At 71.9% G+C, this 15,849-nt stretch carries 11 protein-coding genes; all 11 read left to right on the forward strand.

What is annotated here, in order from left to right; translation table 11 throughout:
• Entirely contained in the window at positions 1-2,226 is a 2,226-nt protein-coding gene (mrdA, locus tag ACKUU6_RS22225; protein WP_407990308.1) for a penicillin-binding protein 2, read from the forward strand.
• Entirely contained in the window at positions 2,223-3,416 is a 1,194-nt protein-coding gene (gene rodA, locus ACKUU6_RS22230) for a rod shape-determining protein RodA (protein WP_407990309.1), read from the forward strand. Before mrdA ends, rodA begins: the two co-directional genes overlap by 4 nt.
• A 60-nt stretch (positions 3,417-3,476) precedes the next feature.
• Positions 3,477-5,405, forward strand: a complete 1,929-nt coding sequence (locus ACKUU6_RS22235) for a TIGR03960 family B12-binding radical SAM protein (protein WP_407990310.1) — start codon at positions 3,477-3,479, stop codon at positions 5,403-5,405.
• Positions 5,406-5,479: 74 nt separating this feature from the next.
• Entirely contained in the window at positions 5,480-6,772 is a 1,293-nt protein-coding gene (locus tag ACKUU6_RS22240; protein ID WP_407990311.1) for a hypothetical protein, read from the forward strand.
• A 131-nt stretch (positions 6,773-6,903) separates the two neighbouring features.
• The gene (locus ACKUU6_RS22245) at positions 6,904-7,668 is read left to right on the forward strand and encodes a TIGR03936 family radical SAM-associated protein (RefSeq protein WP_407990312.1); all 765 of its coding nucleotides are present in this window, start codon (positions 6,904-6,906) and stop codon (positions 7,666-7,668) included.
• A 432-nt stretch (positions 7,669-8,100) separates the two neighbouring features.
• Positions 8,101-11,595 carry an Rne/Rng family ribonuclease gene (locus tag ACKUU6_RS22250; protein WP_407990313.1) on the forward strand — a complete coding sequence of 1,165 codons (3,495 nt, stop codon included), beginning with the start codon at positions 8,101-8,103 and terminating at the stop codon, positions 11,593-11,595.
• Positions 11,596-11,817: 222 nt separating this feature from the next.
• Positions 11,818-12,135: a 50S ribosomal protein L21 gene (gene rplU, locus ACKUU6_RS22255; RefSeq protein WP_184919524.1), complete on the forward strand. Its 318-nt coding sequence runs from the start codon at positions 11,818-11,820 to the stop codon at positions 12,133-12,135.
• Between the two features lie 12 nt (positions 12,136-12,147).
• Positions 12,148-12,405: a 50S ribosomal protein L27 gene (gene rpmA, locus ACKUU6_RS22260; RefSeq protein WP_057238555.1), complete on the forward strand. Its 258-nt coding sequence runs from the start codon at positions 12,148-12,150 to the stop codon at positions 12,403-12,405.
• Positions 12,406-12,511: 106 nt separating this feature from the next.
• Complete coding sequence (gene obgE / locus ACKUU6_RS22265; protein ID WP_407990314.1) at positions 12,512-13,996, forward strand: GTPase ObgE; 1,485 nt, start codon at positions 12,512-12,514, stop codon at positions 13,994-13,996.
• Between the two features lie 134 nt (positions 13,997-14,130).
• Entirely contained in the window at positions 14,131-15,267 is a 1,137-nt protein-coding gene (gene proB / locus ACKUU6_RS22270; RefSeq protein ID WP_407990315.1) for a glutamate 5-kinase, read from the forward strand.
• Positions 15,268-15,330: 63 nt separating this feature from the next.
• Positions 15,331-15,783 (forward strand): hypothetical protein, encoded by a 453-nt coding sequence (locus ACKUU6_RS22275; RefSeq protein ID WP_407990316.1) that lies wholly within the window; start codon positions 15,331-15,333, stop codon positions 15,781-15,783.
• Positions 15,784-15,849: the final 66 nt, after the last annotated feature.

Raw genomic sequence — 15,849 nt, forward strand, 5'->3', positions numbered from 1 at the left:
TTGAGCAACATCCCGGAGACCGGCCGCACCCAGCGGGTGACGATCCGTCTGATCGTCCTCCAGGTCCTGGTGCTGTCGCTGCTCGCCACCCTGGGTGGGCGGCTCTGGTACCTGCAGATCCGCACCGGCGCCGAGTACGTGGAGAAGGCGGCGGGCAACCACGTCCGCGAGGTGGTCGAGCCGACCGTCCGCGGCGAGATCCTGGACGCCTCCGGGCGGATCCTGGCCGGGAACGAGGCCAAGCTCGTGGTCTCGGTCAGCCGTACCTCGCTGCTCCAGCAGAAGGACCACGGCAAGGCGGTGCTGGCCCGGCTCGCCGACGTGCTCGGAATGCCGGCCAAGGACGTCCAGGACAAGGTCAGGCTCTGTGACGCCAAGACCCCGCAGCCCTGCTGGAACGGCTCGCCCTACCAGCCGATCCCGGTGACCAAGGCGGCCACCACCCAGCAGGCGATGCAGATAATGGAACGCCACGAGGACTTCCCCGGCGTCACCGCCCAGCCCACCTCGCTGCGCCGCTACACCGGTGTCGAGGGCGCCAACCTCGCCCAGGTGCTCGGCTACCTCTCGCCGGTCACCGACGAGGAGGTCACCAAGTCCAAGGACAAGGAGGGCCGGGAGCGCCGCCTTCCGGTCGACCAGATCGGCCGGGCCGGCCTGGAGTCGGTCTACGACAACGACCTGCGCGGCACCACCGGCATCGACCGGCTGGAGGTGGACAACCTCGGCCGGGTGATCGGCAGCGCGGGCAAGACCCCGGCGGTGCCCGGCAACAACCTGGTCACCAGCATCGACGCCCGGGTGCAGAAGGCCGTCGAGGACAACCTCGCGCAGGCCATGGTGGACGCCCGCAAGGCCTACGACAAGGACACCAAGCGCAACTACGAGGCCGACTCCGGCGCGGCCGTGGTGCTGGACGTGCACACCGGCCGGATCGTCGCGATGGCCAGCGCCCCGACCTACGACCCCAACCTCTGGGTCGGCGGCATCGCGGGCAAGGACTACGAGAGCCTGACCAGCAAGGAGTCCAACTACCCGCTGCTGAACCGGGCCATACAGGGTCAGTCCGCCCCCGGCTCCACCTTCAAGGTGGTCTCCGCCGCCGCCGCCGCGCAGGCCGGCTACTCGCTGAACGGCACCTACGACTGCCCGAGCAGCATGACGATCGGCGGCCGCGAGTTCAAGAACTTCGAGAGCAAGGGCTACGGCCCGATCAGCCTGGCCCGCGCGCTGGAGGTGTCCTGCGACACCGTCTTCTACGGCCTCGCCTACGACCAGTGGATGGCCGACGGCGGTATCAAGCCGAAGAAGGAGCCGGCGGACTGGTTCTTCAAGACCGCCAAGCAGTTCGGCCTCGGCTCCAAGACCGGCGTCGACCTGCCCAGTGAGGCCCCCGGCCGGATCCCGGACCGCAAGTGGAAGCAGGACTTCTACGACGCCAACCGGGACGCCTGGTGCGAGCAGGCCAAGTCCGGCAAGAACGACTACGGCACCCTGGTGGCCAAGGAGAACTGCGCCGACGGCAACCAGATGCGCGCCGGTGACATGGTCAACTACGCCATCGGCCAGGGCGACACGCTGGTGACCCCGCTCCAGATGGCGAAGATCTACGCCGCGCTGTCGAACGGCGGCACGCTCTACCGTCCGACCATCGGCAAGGCCGTGATCAGCCCGGACGGCACGCTGATCCGGGAGATCGCCCCCCAGGTGGACGGCAAGATCCCGACCGACGAGCGCACCCTGCAGTACATCGACCAGGCCACCAAGGGCGTCATCGAGCAGGGCAGCGCGGCCTGGAAGTTCACCGGCGCCGGCTGGCCGCAGGGCAAGATCGAGCTGCACGCCAAGACCGGCACCGCGGAGGTCCTGAACAAGCAGACCACCTCCTACCTGACCACCTACAGCCGCGACTACGCGGTGGTCATGACGATGAGTCAGGCCGGTACCGGTTCCGGTGCCTCCGGTGACGCCGTCCGGCGGATCTACCAGGCGCTGTACGGCGTGGACGACAAGGGCAACGTCGACACCGGCAAGGCCCTGCTCAGCAAGCCGCAGACCGAGCTGCCGAAGTTCAACCCGGACGGCACCGCCGTCCACCCGGTGGCGCTCCTCGGCGGCCGGGCCTTCCTGGACCCGCAGCAGCCGACCGTCCCCGCCGCGCCGGGCACCCTGACCCTGGCCGCGCTCGAACCCGTCACCCGTACCGCCGGAAGGGGCCGGGCATGACCTCCTCGTACAGCCAGTACCGGCTGGCGCCGCAGCGCAGCGCGGTGGGCCGGGTGCTGGCCAAGGGCTCCCCGCTCCGCCGGCTGGACTGGATCATGGTGCTGTCCGCCCTCGGCCTCTCGCTCGGCAGCTCGCTGCTGGTCTGGTCGGCCACCCGGGGCCGGGACTCGCTGACCCACGGCGACCCGCAGTACTTCCTGCTCCGCCACCTCACCAACCTGGCGATCGGTCTGGTGCTGTGCGGGATCGTGGTCCTGATAGGGAGTCGGCGCCTGCGCACCGCCGTGCCTGTGGTGTACGTCGTGGTGCTGCTGATGCTGCTCGCGGTGCTCACGCCGCTGGGCTCGACCATCAACGGCGCCAAGGCGTGGATCCAGTTCGGCGGCGGGTTCTCGATCCAGCCCGCCGAGTTCGCCAAGTTCGTGATCATCCTGGCGATGGCCATGGTGCTGTCCGCCCGGGTGGACGCGGGGGAGCGGGAGCACCCGCCCACCCGCAGCGTGCTCCAGTCGCTCGGGCTGGCCGCGCTCCCGATGGCCGTGATCATGCTGATGCCCGACCTGGGCTCGGTGATGGTGATGGGCGTCATCATCCTCGGCGTCCTGCTGGCCTCGGGCGCGGCCGACCGCTGGGTCTTCGGCCTGCTGGGGGCCGGTGCGCTCGGCGCGGCCGGGATCTGGCAGCTCGGCGTGCTGAGCAAGTACCAGATCGACCGCTTCGCCGCCTTCGCCAACCCCGCGCTCGACCCGGCCGGGGTGGGCTACAACACCGCCCAGGCCAGGATCGCGATCGGCTCCGGCGGCCTGACCGGCATGGGGCTGTTCAAGGGCACCCAGACCACCGGTCAGTTCGTCCCCGAGCAGCAGACCGACTTCGTCTTCACGGTGGCCGGCGAGGAGCTCGGTTTCGTCGGCGGGCTCGGCCTGATCCTGCTGCTCGGCCTGCTGCTCTGGCGGGCCTGCAAGATCGCCCGGCAGGCCACCGACCTGTTCGGCACCATCGTGGCGGCCGGGGTGGTCAGCTGGTTCGCTTTCCAGGCCTTCGAGAATATCGGGATGAACCTCGGCATCATGCCGGTCGCGGGCCTCCCGCTTCCGTTCGTCTCCTACGGCGGGTCCTCGATGTTCGCGGTCTGGATCGGCGTCGGCCTGCTCCAGTGCGTCCGCACCCAGCGGCCGATAGGGATTTGACCGCAGCCGGTTCGGCTACCCTTGAGGGTCACCTCGTCCCCGCCGAAAAGGGCTCACCGCATGCCAGTCGAATCGGTCTTCCCACGCCTGGAGGCCCTCCTCCCGCACGTCCAGAAGCCGATCCAGTACGTCGGCGGCGAGCTCAACTCGACCGTCAAGGACTGGGACAGCGCCGACGTCAGGTGGGCCCTGATGTACCCCGACGCCTACGAGGTCGGGCTGCCCAACCAGGGCGTCATGATCCTGTACGAGGTGCTCAACGAGCGCGAGGGCGTGCTCGCCGAGCGCACGTACAGCGTCTGGCCGGACCTGGAAGCGCTGATGCGCGAGCACGGCGTCCCGCAGTTCACCGTCGACGCGCACCGGCCGGTGAAGGCGTTCGACGTGTTCGGGCTCTCCTTCTCCACCGAGCTCGGCTACACCAACATGCTGACCGCGCTCGACCTCGCCGGCATTCCGCTGAACGCCGCCGACCGGGGTCTCGACGACCCGATCGTGCTGGCCGGCGGCCACGCCGCGTTCAACCCCGAGCCGATCGCCGAGTTCATCGACTGCGCGGTCATCGGTGACGGCGAGCAGGCGGTGCTCGACATGACCGAGATCATCCGGGCCTGGAAGGCCGAGGGCCGCCCCGGCGGCCGCGACGAGGTGCTGCTCCGGCTGGCCCGTACCGGCGGTGTCTACGTCCCGCGCTTCTACGATGTGGACTACCTGGAGGACGGCCGGATCGCCCGTGTGGTGGCCAACCGCGAGGGCGTGCCGTGGCGGGTCTCCAAGCACACCGTGATGGACCTGGACGAGTGGCCCTACCCCAAGCAGCCGCTGGTCCCGCTGGCTGAGACGGTGCACGAGCGGATGTCCGTGGAGATCTTCCGCGGCTGCACCCGCGGCTGCCGTTTCTGCCAGGCCGGCATGATCACGCGCCCCGTGCGGGAGCGAAGCATCACCGGCATCGGCGAGATGGTCGAGCGCGGTCTCAAGGCCACCGGTTTCGAGGAGGTCGGCCTGCTCTCGCTCTCCTCCGCCGACCACACCGAGATCGGTGACATCGCCAAGGGCCTGGCGGACCGGTACACCGAGGACAAGATCGGCCTCTCGCTGCCGTCCACCCGGGTCGACGCCTTCAACATCGACCTGGCCAACGAGCTGACCCGCAACGGCCGTCGCTCCGGTCTCACCTTCGCCCCCGAGGGCGGCTCGGAGCGCATCCGCAAGGTGATCAACAAGATGGTGTCGGAGGAGGACCTGATCCGCACCGTCGCCGCCGCCTACGGCAACGGCTGGCGCCAGGTGAAGCTGTACTTCATGGTCGGTCTCCCCACCGAGACCGACGAGGACGTGCTGCAGATCGCCTCGATGGCGAAGAACGTGATCCAGAAGGGCCGCGAGGTCACCGGCCAGAACGACATCCGCTGCACCGTCTCGATCGGCGGCTTCGTCCCGAAGCCGCACACTCCCTTCCAGTGGGCGCCGCAGCTCTCCGCCGAGGACACCGACGCCCGGCTGGGCAAGCTCCGCGACGCCATCCGCGGTGACCGCAAGTACGGCAAGAACATCGGCTTCCGCTACCACGACGGCAAGCCCGGCATCATCGAGGGCCTGCTCTCCCGGGGCGACCGCCGGGTCGGCGCGATCATTCGCGCGGTCTACGAGGACGGCGGCCGCTTCGACGGCTGGCGCGAGCACTTCTCCTACGACCGCTGGATCGCGGCCGCCGAGAAGGGCCTGGCCGGCACCGGCGTCGACGTCGCCTGGTACACCACCCGCGAGCGCTCCTACGAGGAGGTGCTGCCCTGGGACCACCTGGACAGCGGCCTCGACAAGGACTGGCTCTGGGAGGACTGGCAGGACGCCCTCGAAGAGGTCGAGGTCGAGGACTGCCGCTGGACCCCGTGCTTCGACTGCGGCGTCTGCCCCCAGATGGACACCTCCATCCAGATCGGCCCGACCGGCGTGAAGCTGCTGCCCCTCACCGTGGTCAACTCGTAATACCGGCACGCAACCTGACGGCCCCTCCCGTGCGTACTGCACGGCAGGGGCCGTCAGGTCATGGGGGGAAACCGATGGATCAGCAGGACGACAGACCGGCCGAGGGCTGCCTGGTCGCCTTCGTACGGATACCGGCCAGGTTCCTCGCCTTCGCGGTTGTGGTCCCGCTGCGGTTCGTCTGGGAGCTGCTGGTCCTCACCTGGCGGCCCGTCCGCAAGGCGCTCGGGTGGCTCGGATGGCTGCTCGGCAGGGTCTGGTACGGCCTGGTCGCCCGGCCGCTGCTGATGCTCTACCGGTATATCCTCACGCCGCTCGGCCGGGCGCTGACCTGGGCCGGCCGGGTGCTGGTGCTGCGGCCCTCGGTGTGGTGCAGGCAGAACCTGCTCGTCCCGCTCGGGCGGGGGGTGGCCGCCGCCGTCCGGGGGACAGGGCGCGGACTGGCCCTGCTGGTGAAGTGGCTGTACGGCCGTGTGCTGGCCCCGCTCGGCCGGGCCGTGGCCGCCACCGTGTCCGCCGTGGGCCGGGCGGTCGTCTGGGTGCTCAGGGTGCTGGTGCGGGCGCCGCTGCTCTGGAGCTGGGCGAACGTGGTGGCCCCGCTCGGGCGGGCCGTGGCCGCACTCGTGCTGGTGACCGGGCACGGGCTGGGGTGGACCGGCCGTGCCCTGGTCGCCGCGACGGTCTGGCTGGTCACCGTGCTGGTGGTCCGCCCGAGCGGCTGGTTCGGCCGGGAGGTGCTGCGGCCGTGCGGACGCGGGCTGTTGGCAGCGCTGCGCGCGGCCGGTACCGCGCTGCTGGCGCTCGGCCGGGGTCTGGTCCGGCTCGCCCGGTACGGCGTGGCGGTGCCGCTGGCCTGGCTGGGGCGGTGGTTGGTGGTGGTCCCGCTGGTGTGGCTGTGGCAGTCGGTGCTGACCCCGGCCGGCCGGGGCCTGGTGCTGGCAGTGACCCTTCTCGGCCGGGCGCTGGCCTGGCTGGGCCGCTACCTGGTGGTGGTCCCGCTCGTGTGGCTGTGGCAGTCGGTGCTCACGCCGCTCGGCCGTGCTCTGCTCGCGGCGGTCGCGGCGTTCGGGCGTGGAGCGGTCACCCTGGTGACCGCCCTCGGCCGAGGGCTGGCGTGGCTGGCGCGGTATCTGGTGGTGCTTCCGCTCGGGTGGCTCTGGCGGGTGTTGCTGTACCCGGTGCTGCGGACGGTCGGTCAGCTGGCCGGCCGGGCCTGGCACTTGGGCGGCCGACTGTGGCGCTTCGCGGTGGTGCACCCGTGCCGTTGGCTGCGGCGGGACGTGTGGTGGCCGGTCAAGGACGAGCTGCGCCGGGCCTGGGCGTCCACCCGGGAGGCGGTCCGGGAGGCCAAGCGGGCGATGGTCGGCTGAGCAGGCCGTACCCTTGAGCCTGACAGAGTCCGGCCGGAGCCCGTTGGTGCAGCGGCCGGACCGGCCCACTGACTAAGGACTGAGCGACCCTGGCACGCCGCACGCCTGATGGTCCGCCGCCCGCGCCGACGGTGCAGCGGATCCGTCTCCGGTACACCAAGCGCGGCCGTCTGCGCTTCACCAGCCACCGTGACTTCCAGCGGGCGTTCGAGCGCGCGCTCCGCCGCTCGGCGGTCCCGATGGCGTACTCGGCGGGATTCACCCCGCACCCCAAGGTCTCGTACGCCAACGCCGCCCCGACCGGGGTGGCCAGCGAGGCCGAGTACCTGGAGATCGGCCTGGCCGAGGCCCGTGACCCGGAGGCGCTGCGCGCGCAGCTCGACGAGTCGCTGCCCAACGGCCTGGACATCACCGACGCCGTCGAGGTCCGCACCCCGAACTTCGTGGAGCGGCTGGAAGCCTCCGAGTGGCAGGTCCGACTGGACCAGGTCACGCCCGAGGAGGCCGGCCGCGCGATCGCCGCGTTCCTGGCCGCCGAGCAGGTCGAGGTCGAACGCCGCACCAAGAACGGCGTCCGGGTTTTCGACGCGCGCGGGGCGGTGGCGGCGCTCGAACTGCTTTCGCCCCAGGTGGGCGATGGTAACGAGACCGGTACGGACGGTACCGCCGATGTTCGTAGCACCAATCCCTGTGCGATACTGCGGCTGGTAGTACGACACGCCACACCCGCCGTACGACCCGACGACGTTTTGTCCGGTCTCCGTGCGACGGCCGACCTGGCGCCGCCGGTCCCCGCTGAGGTGACCAGGCTGGCGCAGGGGCCGCTCGACGAGGAGACCGGCACGGTGACCGACCCGCTGGCGCTCGACCGCGCCGCGGCCCCGGCCGGCCTGTAGGCCGCCGGGCCGCGCGCACCTGCGTCCGCCTAGCGGGAGGAGGGCCGACCCGGCAGCCTTTCGAGGCGAGTCGGGCCGGGTCCCCTCCGGGCCGCTGCGGCTCCCCAGGGGAGCGAGCGCCGTCGAACGCAGGCCAGCCCCTTGTGGCCCGCCGCCCCGGATGGGCGGTGGGCCCGAGGACCCCTCCGGCAGCCATCCGGGACGGGGGACGGCACCGGCCCGGAAAACTTGAAGACTGGTCAGAACCAGAAGACTTTCGACACCCCGCACTGTGCGGGGCGCCGAGCGAGACTACGAGCCCCTGTGCGGCATCGGCGTCCCGCACGGCGACGCCGTGGAGGTCGGCCCGCGAAGCTCGCGACCGACCGGAACCAGCGGCGTCGCGCCGTGCCCGGATGCGGAGCCCGGGGGCCTGACGGGAGATCCACCCGCATGCTCGAGAACGAGAACAACGAACCGCAGCAGTCCGCGGCCGACGACAGCGCGGCCCCGCCGCGTCGCCGCCGCCGCGCGGTGTCCCGCCCCGCGGGCACCCCGCAGGGCGCGGCCACCGAGACCGCCGAGACGGTCCTCCCGGTGGAGACGCACGAGGCCCCGGCCGCCGCCGTTCAGGCCGCCGCCGAGGAGCCCGCCGCCGAGAAGCCGGTGCGCGCCCGCCGGACCCGTAAGCGCGTCGAGTCCCCGGCCGGTGCGCCGGAGGCCGTCGAGGCCGCCACCGAGGCACCCGCGCCGGTCCAGGCCGCCGCCGAGGAGCCCGCTGCCGAGGCCGCCCCCGAGAAGCCCGTCCGGGCCCGCCGCACCCCGCGCAAGCGGGCCGAGACGGCGCCGGTCGCCGTCGAGGAGACCCCCGTGGTCGAGGCCGTGGCCGAGGAGCCCGCCCCGGTCGCCCCGGTCGAGGACGCCGCCCCGCCGCGCCGCGCCCGTCGCCGCCGGGTGGTCGAGGCCGCCCCGGTCGTGGTCGAGGAGCCGGTCGTCGAGGAGGAGCCCGAGGCTCCGGTCGAGGAGCCGGTGGCCGAGGCCCCGGTGGCCGAGCCCGCCCCCGTGGTCGAGGACGCCGCCCCGCCGCGGGCCCGCCGCCGCGCGGTCCGTCCGTCCACCGCGATCTTCCAGGCCCCGGTCTTCCAGGAGCCCGCGCCCTACGTCGCCCCGGCCGCCGCGAGTGCCCCGGCCCCGGCGCCCGCCGCTGCTCCGGCCGTGCCCGCCGCCGCTCCGGTCGCCGCTCCGGCCGCGGCCCAGGAGGAGGACGAGTTCGAGTACAGCGGGGTCGGCCGCCGCCGTCGCACCCGCCAGCAGGTCCGGGTGCAGACCCCGTCGCGCCAGTCCCGCCAGGGCGGTCGTCAGGAAGCGCGCCACGAGGCCCGCCAGGAGGCCCGTCCGGAGCCTCGGGTCGAGCAGCCCCGGGTGGAGCAGCCGCAGCCGGTCCGCGAGGTCCCCAAGGCCGAGGCCCCGGCCGAGGTCGAGGAGGCGCCCGTCGAGGTGACCGCCGGCCCCGAGGCCGAGGCCGAGGCCGAGGCCGAGGCCGAGTGGGAGGATGACCGTCCGTCCCGCCGTCGCCGCCGTGGTGGCCGTCGTCGCCGCCGTGGTGAGGCCGAGGAGTTCGAGGCCGAGCAGGGCACCGAGCCGGTCGCCGCCGCGGCTCCCGTCGAGGAGCCCGAGGACGACGCGGAGGAGGATGACGAGGACGACCTGGCCGGTGGCCTGGCCTCGTCCCGCCGTCGCCGTCGCCGTCGTCGCCGCAGCGGTGACACCGGTGGTGTCGAGGTGGTCGCCGAGACCAACGAGGACGGCGTCCGAACCGTCGTCAAGGTCCGGGAGCCGCGCCGCCGTTCCACCGAGCCGTCGTTCGATCCGGACGAGGTGCAGTCGATCAAGGGCTCCACCCGTCTGGAGGCCAAGAAGCAGCGCCGTCGTGAGGGCCGCGAGCTGGGCCGCCGCCGGGTGCCGATCATCACCGAGGCCGAGTTCCTGGCCCGCCGCGAGTCGGTCGAGCGGGTCATGGTGGTCCGTCAGAACGGCCTGCGCACCCAGATCGGTGTCCTCGAGGACAACGTGCTGGTCGAGCACTACGTGAACAAGGAGCAGGCCACCTCGTACGTCGGCAACGTCTACCTGGGCAAGGTCCAGAACGTGCTGCCGTCGATGGAGGCCGCCTTCGTCGACATCGGCAAGGGCCGCAACGCGGTGCTGTACGCCGGTGAGGTCAACTTCGGTGCGCTGGGCGGCCATGGCGGCCCGCGTCGGATCGAGTCGGTGCTCAAGTCCGGCCAGTCCGTGCTGGTCCAGGTCTCCAAGGACCCGATCGGCCACAAGGGCGCCCGTCTGACCAGCCAGATCTCGCTGCCCGGCCGCTACCTGGTCTACGTGCCCGAGGGCTCGATGACCGGCATCAGCCGCAAGCTGCCGGAGAACGAGCGCGCGCGCCTCAAGCAGATCCTCAAGAAGATCGTGCCGGACGACGCGGGCGTGATCGTGCGCACCGCCGCCGAGGGCGCCAGCGAGGACGAGCTGACCCGCGACGTGCAGCGCCTCCAGCAGCAGTGGGAGGAGATCCAGAAGAAGGCCACCACCGGCAACGCCCCGGCGCTGCTGTACGGCGAGCCCGACATGACCGTCCGGGTCGTCCGCGACATCTTCAACGAGGACTTCACCAAGGTCATCGTCTCCGGCTCCGAGGCCTGGAACACCATCCACGAGTACGTCACCAACGTGGCGCCGGACCTGACCGAGCGTCTGCAGCGGTGGACCTCGGACGTGGACGTGTTCGCCACCTACCGGATCGACGAGCAGCTGATGAAGGCGCTGGACCGCAAGGTCTGGCTGCCGAGCGGCGGTTCGCTGGTGATCGACCGGACCGAGGCAATGGTCGTGGTCGACGTCAACACCGGCAAGTTCGTCGGCCAGGGCGGCAACCTCGAGGAGACCGTCACCCGGAACAACATCGAGGCGGCCGAGGAGATCGTCCGGCAGCTGCGGCTCCGTGACCTCGGCGGCATCATCGTGATCGACTTCATCGACATGGTGCTGGAGTCCAACCGGGACCTGGTGCTGCGCCGCCTGCTGGAGTGCCTGGGCCGGGACCGGACCAAGCACCAGGTGGCCGAGGTCACCTCGCTCGGCCTGGTGCAGATGACCCGCAAGCGGGTCGGCCAGGGCCTGCTGGAGTCCTTCTCCGAGCCCTGCGTGCACTGCAACGGCCGTGGCGTGATCGTCCACATGGAGCAGCCCACCTCGGTGGGCGGCGGCGGTGGCCCGGTCGGCACCGCGGGCGAGGCGGCTGCGGCCGGTGGCTCCAAGCGTCGTCGCCGGGGCAAGGGCGGCACCGCGCAGGACGAGGCGCACCTGGTCACCGAGGCGGTCGCGGACGAGCACGACCACGAGGAGTTCGAGGTCATCCCGAATGGTGGCGGGCAGCCGGAGATCGGCGCCCCCGAGCCGGCCGAGATCGCCGAGGCGGTCGAGGCCCCGGTCGTCGAGCAGCCCGCTCCGCAGGTCGACCTGGTCGAGATCGAGGCGGCCCCGGCCGCTCCGGCCGGCCGGACCCGCCGCCGCGCGGTCCGCAAGGCGACGGCTCCGGCCGGTGCGCCGGGCGAGGCCGAGATCGTGGTGCTGCAGGCCCGCGCCGAGGCCGCGATGGAGGCCGCGCTGACGGCCGCCGCCGTGCCCGCGGTCGAGGAGCCGGAGGCCGTCGTCGAGGCGCCCGCGGCCGAGGCCGAGCCGGTCGTCGAGGAGCCCGTCGTCGAGACCCCGGCCGAGGACGAGCCCGCGCCGAAGAAGCGCGCGGCCCGCAAGGCCCCGGCCAAGAAGGCCGTCGCGGCCAAGAAGACCACGGCCGCGAAGAAGACCACCGCCCGCAAGACCGCCACCAAGCGGACCAGCGCGGCGGCCAAGAAGGCCGCGGCCGCCGAGGGTGATTCGGCGGCTGAGTAAGCCCTGGGGCGGGGGCGGCTCGAACGAGTCGCCCCCGCCCTCGTAGGGTCCGGTTTGCCCAAGTGGGGGCCGGTCCGTATTCTTGACCCTTGGCGTGTCTAGCGCCGCGCTCCCGAGCACATCACCTCCCGCACTCCTCGGAGTGAGGGGGAGGCCGCCTGTGTCCGTACCCAGGTGGCTGGCATCGAGAGTTCCGATCGAGTTAGAGAAAGCAGGTACCGCATGTACGCGATCGTTCGCGCAGGCGGCCGCCAGCACAAGGTCGCCGTCGGCGACGTGCTGGAGATTGACCGTGTTGACGTCAAGCCGGGTGACTCGGTGGAGCTCTCGACCATCCTGGTCGTCGACGGTGACGATGTCACCTCCGACCCGTGGGTCCTCGCCGGCGTGAAGGCTCACGCCGAGGTGGTCGACCACACCAAGGGTGAGAAGATCATCATCCTGCGCTACAAGAACAAGACCGGTTACCGTCGCCGCCAGGGCCACCGTCAGCGCCACACCGCTGTCCGGATCACCAGCATCGACTCCGTCAGCAAGTAAGGGGATAGCGAGATGGCACACAAGAAGGGCGCAAGCTCTACCCGGAACGGCCGCGACTCGAACGCCCAGCGCCTCGGCGTCAAGCGCTTCGGTGGTCAGGTCGTCAGCGCCGGCGAGATCCTGGTCCGCCAGCGTGGCACCCACTTCCACCCGGGTGCGGGCGTCGGTCGCGGTGGCGACGACACCCTCTTCGCGCTGAACGCCGGTGCGGTGCAGTTCGGCACCCACCGCGGTCGCCGCGTTGTGAACATCGTGGCCGTCGAGGCCTGATTCTGACCCCGCGTCGGAATTCCTGTGGAGGGTGGACCGGAATTTTCCGGTCCACCCTCCATGCTTTGAAGCAGAGACTGTTTTTCCCTATCTGGAGGCACACCCCATGACCACCTTCGTGGACCGCGTCGAACTGCATGTCGCCGCGGGTAACGGGGGCCACGGCTGCGCCTCCGTTCACCGGGAGAAGTTCAAGCCGCTCGGCGGGCCCGACGGCGGCAACGGCGGTGAGGGCGGCAGCGTTATCCTCATGGTCGACGCCCAGGTCACCACGCTGCTCGAGTACCACCACTCGCCGAAGCGCAAGGCCACCAACGGCAAGCCGGGCGCGGGCGGTCACCGGACCGGCTCGACCGGCGGCGACCTGATCCTGCCGGTGCCGGACGGCACCGTGGTGATGGACAAGCAGGGCAACGTGCTGGCCGACCTGGTCGGCCACGGCACCAGCTTCATCGCCGCGGCAGGCGGCCGTGGCGGTCTGGGCAACTCGGCGCTGGCCTCCTCCCGCCGCAAGGCCCCCGGCTTCGCCCTGCTCGGCGAGCCCGGCGAGGCCCGCGACATCGTGATGGAGCTCAAGTCCGTCGCCGACGTCGCCCTGGTGGGTTACCCGAGCGCGGGCAAGTCCTCGCTCATCTCGGTGATCTCGGCCGCCAAGCCGAAGATCGCCGACTACCCCTTCACCACCCTGATCCCCAACCTCGGCGTGGTCACCGCGGGCGAGACGGTCTACACCGTCGCCGATGTCCCCGGCCTGATCCCGGGCGCCAGCCAGGGCCGTGGTCTGGGCCTGGAGTTCCTCCGTCACGTCGAGCGCTGCACCGTCCTGGTGCACGTGCTGGACTGCGCCACCCTGGACCCGGGCCGTGACCCGCTCACCGACCTGGAGACCATCGAGGCCGAGCTCGCCCAGTACGGCGGTCTGGAGGACCGACCCCGCCTGGTCGCGCTCAACAAGATCGACGTGCCGGACGGCCAGGACATCGCCGATCTGACCCGCGCCTCCCTGGAGGAGCGCGGCTACCGCGTCTTCGAGGTCTCCGCCGCCTCCCGCGCGGGCCTGCGCGAGCTCAACTACGCGATGGCCCAGATCGTCGCCGAGGCACGGGCCGCCAAGCCGCTGCAGGAGGCCACCCGGATCGTGCTGCGGCCGACCGCGGTGGACGACGCCGGCTTCACGGTCACCGAGGAGGACGGCGCGTACCGCGTGCGCGGCCTCAAGCCCGAGCGCTGGGTCCGGCAGACCGACTTCTCCAACGACGAGGCCGTCGGCTACCTGGCCGACCGGCTGGCCCGGCTCGGTGTCGAGGACCAGCTCTGGAAGGTCGGTGCCACCGAGGGCGACACCGTCATCATCGGCCCGGACGAGAACGCCGTGGTCTTCGACTGGGAGCCGACCCTGGCCGCCGGCGCCGAGATGCTCGGCCGCCGTGGCGAGGACCACCGCCTGGACACCCAGCGCCCCGCGCTGGACCGCCGCCGCGACAAGCAGAAGCTGCGCGACTCGGCGGAGGACGAGTTCCTCGCCTTCGAGGCGCTCTCCAGCAAGCGCCCGGCTGCGCTGGACGTGGACGACTCCGGCGACGAGGAGTAACTCGGCACCGTTCACAGGGGCGTGGCGGGTCCGCCGCGCCCCTGTGGCGTGTCCACGGGCTGAAAGGTCGTCGGGTGCGGTGGTCCTGATCGCGTAGATTACGACCCGTCGATTCTCGTGTGGAGGCAAGCCGGATGACGGACCAGACCCTGCGTCAGGAGGTCCTGACCGCACGCCGCATCGTGGTCAAGGTCGGCTCCTCCTCGCTCACCACCGCCGCCGGCGGGCTCGACGCGGACCGGGTGGACGCGCTGGTCGACGCCCTCGCCAAGGCCCGCAGCCAGCCGTCGGCCCCCGAGATCGTGCTGGTCTCCTCCGGCGCGATCGCGGCCGGCCTGGCCCCGCTCGGGCTGGACCGCCGCCCGCCGGACCTGGCCCGCCAGCAGGCCGCCGCCAGCGTCGGCCAGGGGCTGCTGGTCGCCCGGTACACCGCCTCCTTCGCCCGGTACGGCGTCCGGGTCGGCCAGGTGCTGCTGACCGCCGAGGACGCCAGCCGCCGGGCCCACTACCGGAACGCCTACCGGACCCTGGACCAGTTGCTGGCGATGGGCGCGATGCCGATCGTCAACGAGAACGACACGGTCGCCACCGCCGAGATCAAGTTCGGCGACAACGACCGGCTGGCCGCCCTGGTCGCCCACCTGGTCCGGGCCGACCTGCTGGTGCTGCTCTCCGACGTGGACGGCCTGTACGACGGCGACCCGAGCCGACCCGGCACCAGCCGGATCGACCAGGTCAGCGGCCCGCAGGACCTGGACGGCATCGAGATCGGCAGCGCCGGCAAGGCGGGTGTCGGCACCGGCGGCATGGTCACCAAGGTGGAGGCCGCCCGGATCGCCACCGGCGCCGGCATCCCGGTGGTGCTGACCGCCGCCAGCCAGGCCGCCGATGCGCTGGCGGGCCGGCGGACCGGCACCCTCTTCCTGCGCACCGGCAGCCGCTCCGCCGACCGGCTGCTCTGGCTGGAGCACGCCAGCAGCCCGCGTGGCGCCCTCCAGCTGGACCCGGGGGCGGTCGAGGCGGTGGTGGTCGGAGGGAAGTCGCTGCTGCCGGCCGGGGTGACCCGGGTGGACGGGGACTTCTCCGCCGGTGATCCGGTGGACCTTCTTGGCGAAAACGGCCACATCGTCGCCCGTGGACTGGTCAACTTTGATGCGAGGGAGTTGCCCCGTCTGCTCGGCCGGTCCACCAGAGAGCTGGCCCAGGAGCTCGGTGCCGCGTACGAGCGCGAGGTCATCCACCGCGACGACCTGGTCATCCTGCGCGGCTGACGGGCCGGACCCGTGGCCGTCCGAAGCGGCCAGGACACGACGTCGCCGAACAGGAGGCCGCCGGTGGGACGAAGGCTGACCAGCATCGACGGCGGTAGGGGCGAACAGGCGCCCGAGGAACCCCGGGGCACCGTACGGCAGTTGAACGAGCGGGCGGAGCGCCCGGAGGAGGAGCAGCCCCGGCTCTGGCACGTGGTGCTGAGCGTGGCGGGCAAGGTGACCCCGCTGACCGAGCTGCGGGCCGGGCTCGAACAGCTGGCCCACGACCACTCGTTCTTCCTGACTGCCCGCTATGCCGCCGACCACGCCGAGATCCGCTACTGGGAGCAGGCCAGGGACCTGCACGACGCCGCCGCGATCGCGCTCCGGCTCTGGGGCGAGCACAAGAGCTCGGCGAACTTACCGCCGTGGGAGATCGTCGGCCTGGAGGTGGTGGACCGCCCGACCTACCACAAGCGGATCGCCGAGGGCTTCGGCGAGACGCCGCCGCACCTGGGCGGGGTGCACCCGTACTGACCGGTCACGGACGCGGGGACCGCGGCTCGGCTGTGCTCGGTCCGGCCCCGTCTCACGGCTCGACAA

The sequence above is a fragment of the Kitasatospora sp. CMC57 genome, from assembly GCF_045866025.2.
Classification (GTDB): Bacteria; Actinomycetota; Actinomycetes; order Streptomycetales; family Streptomycetaceae; genus Kitasatospora.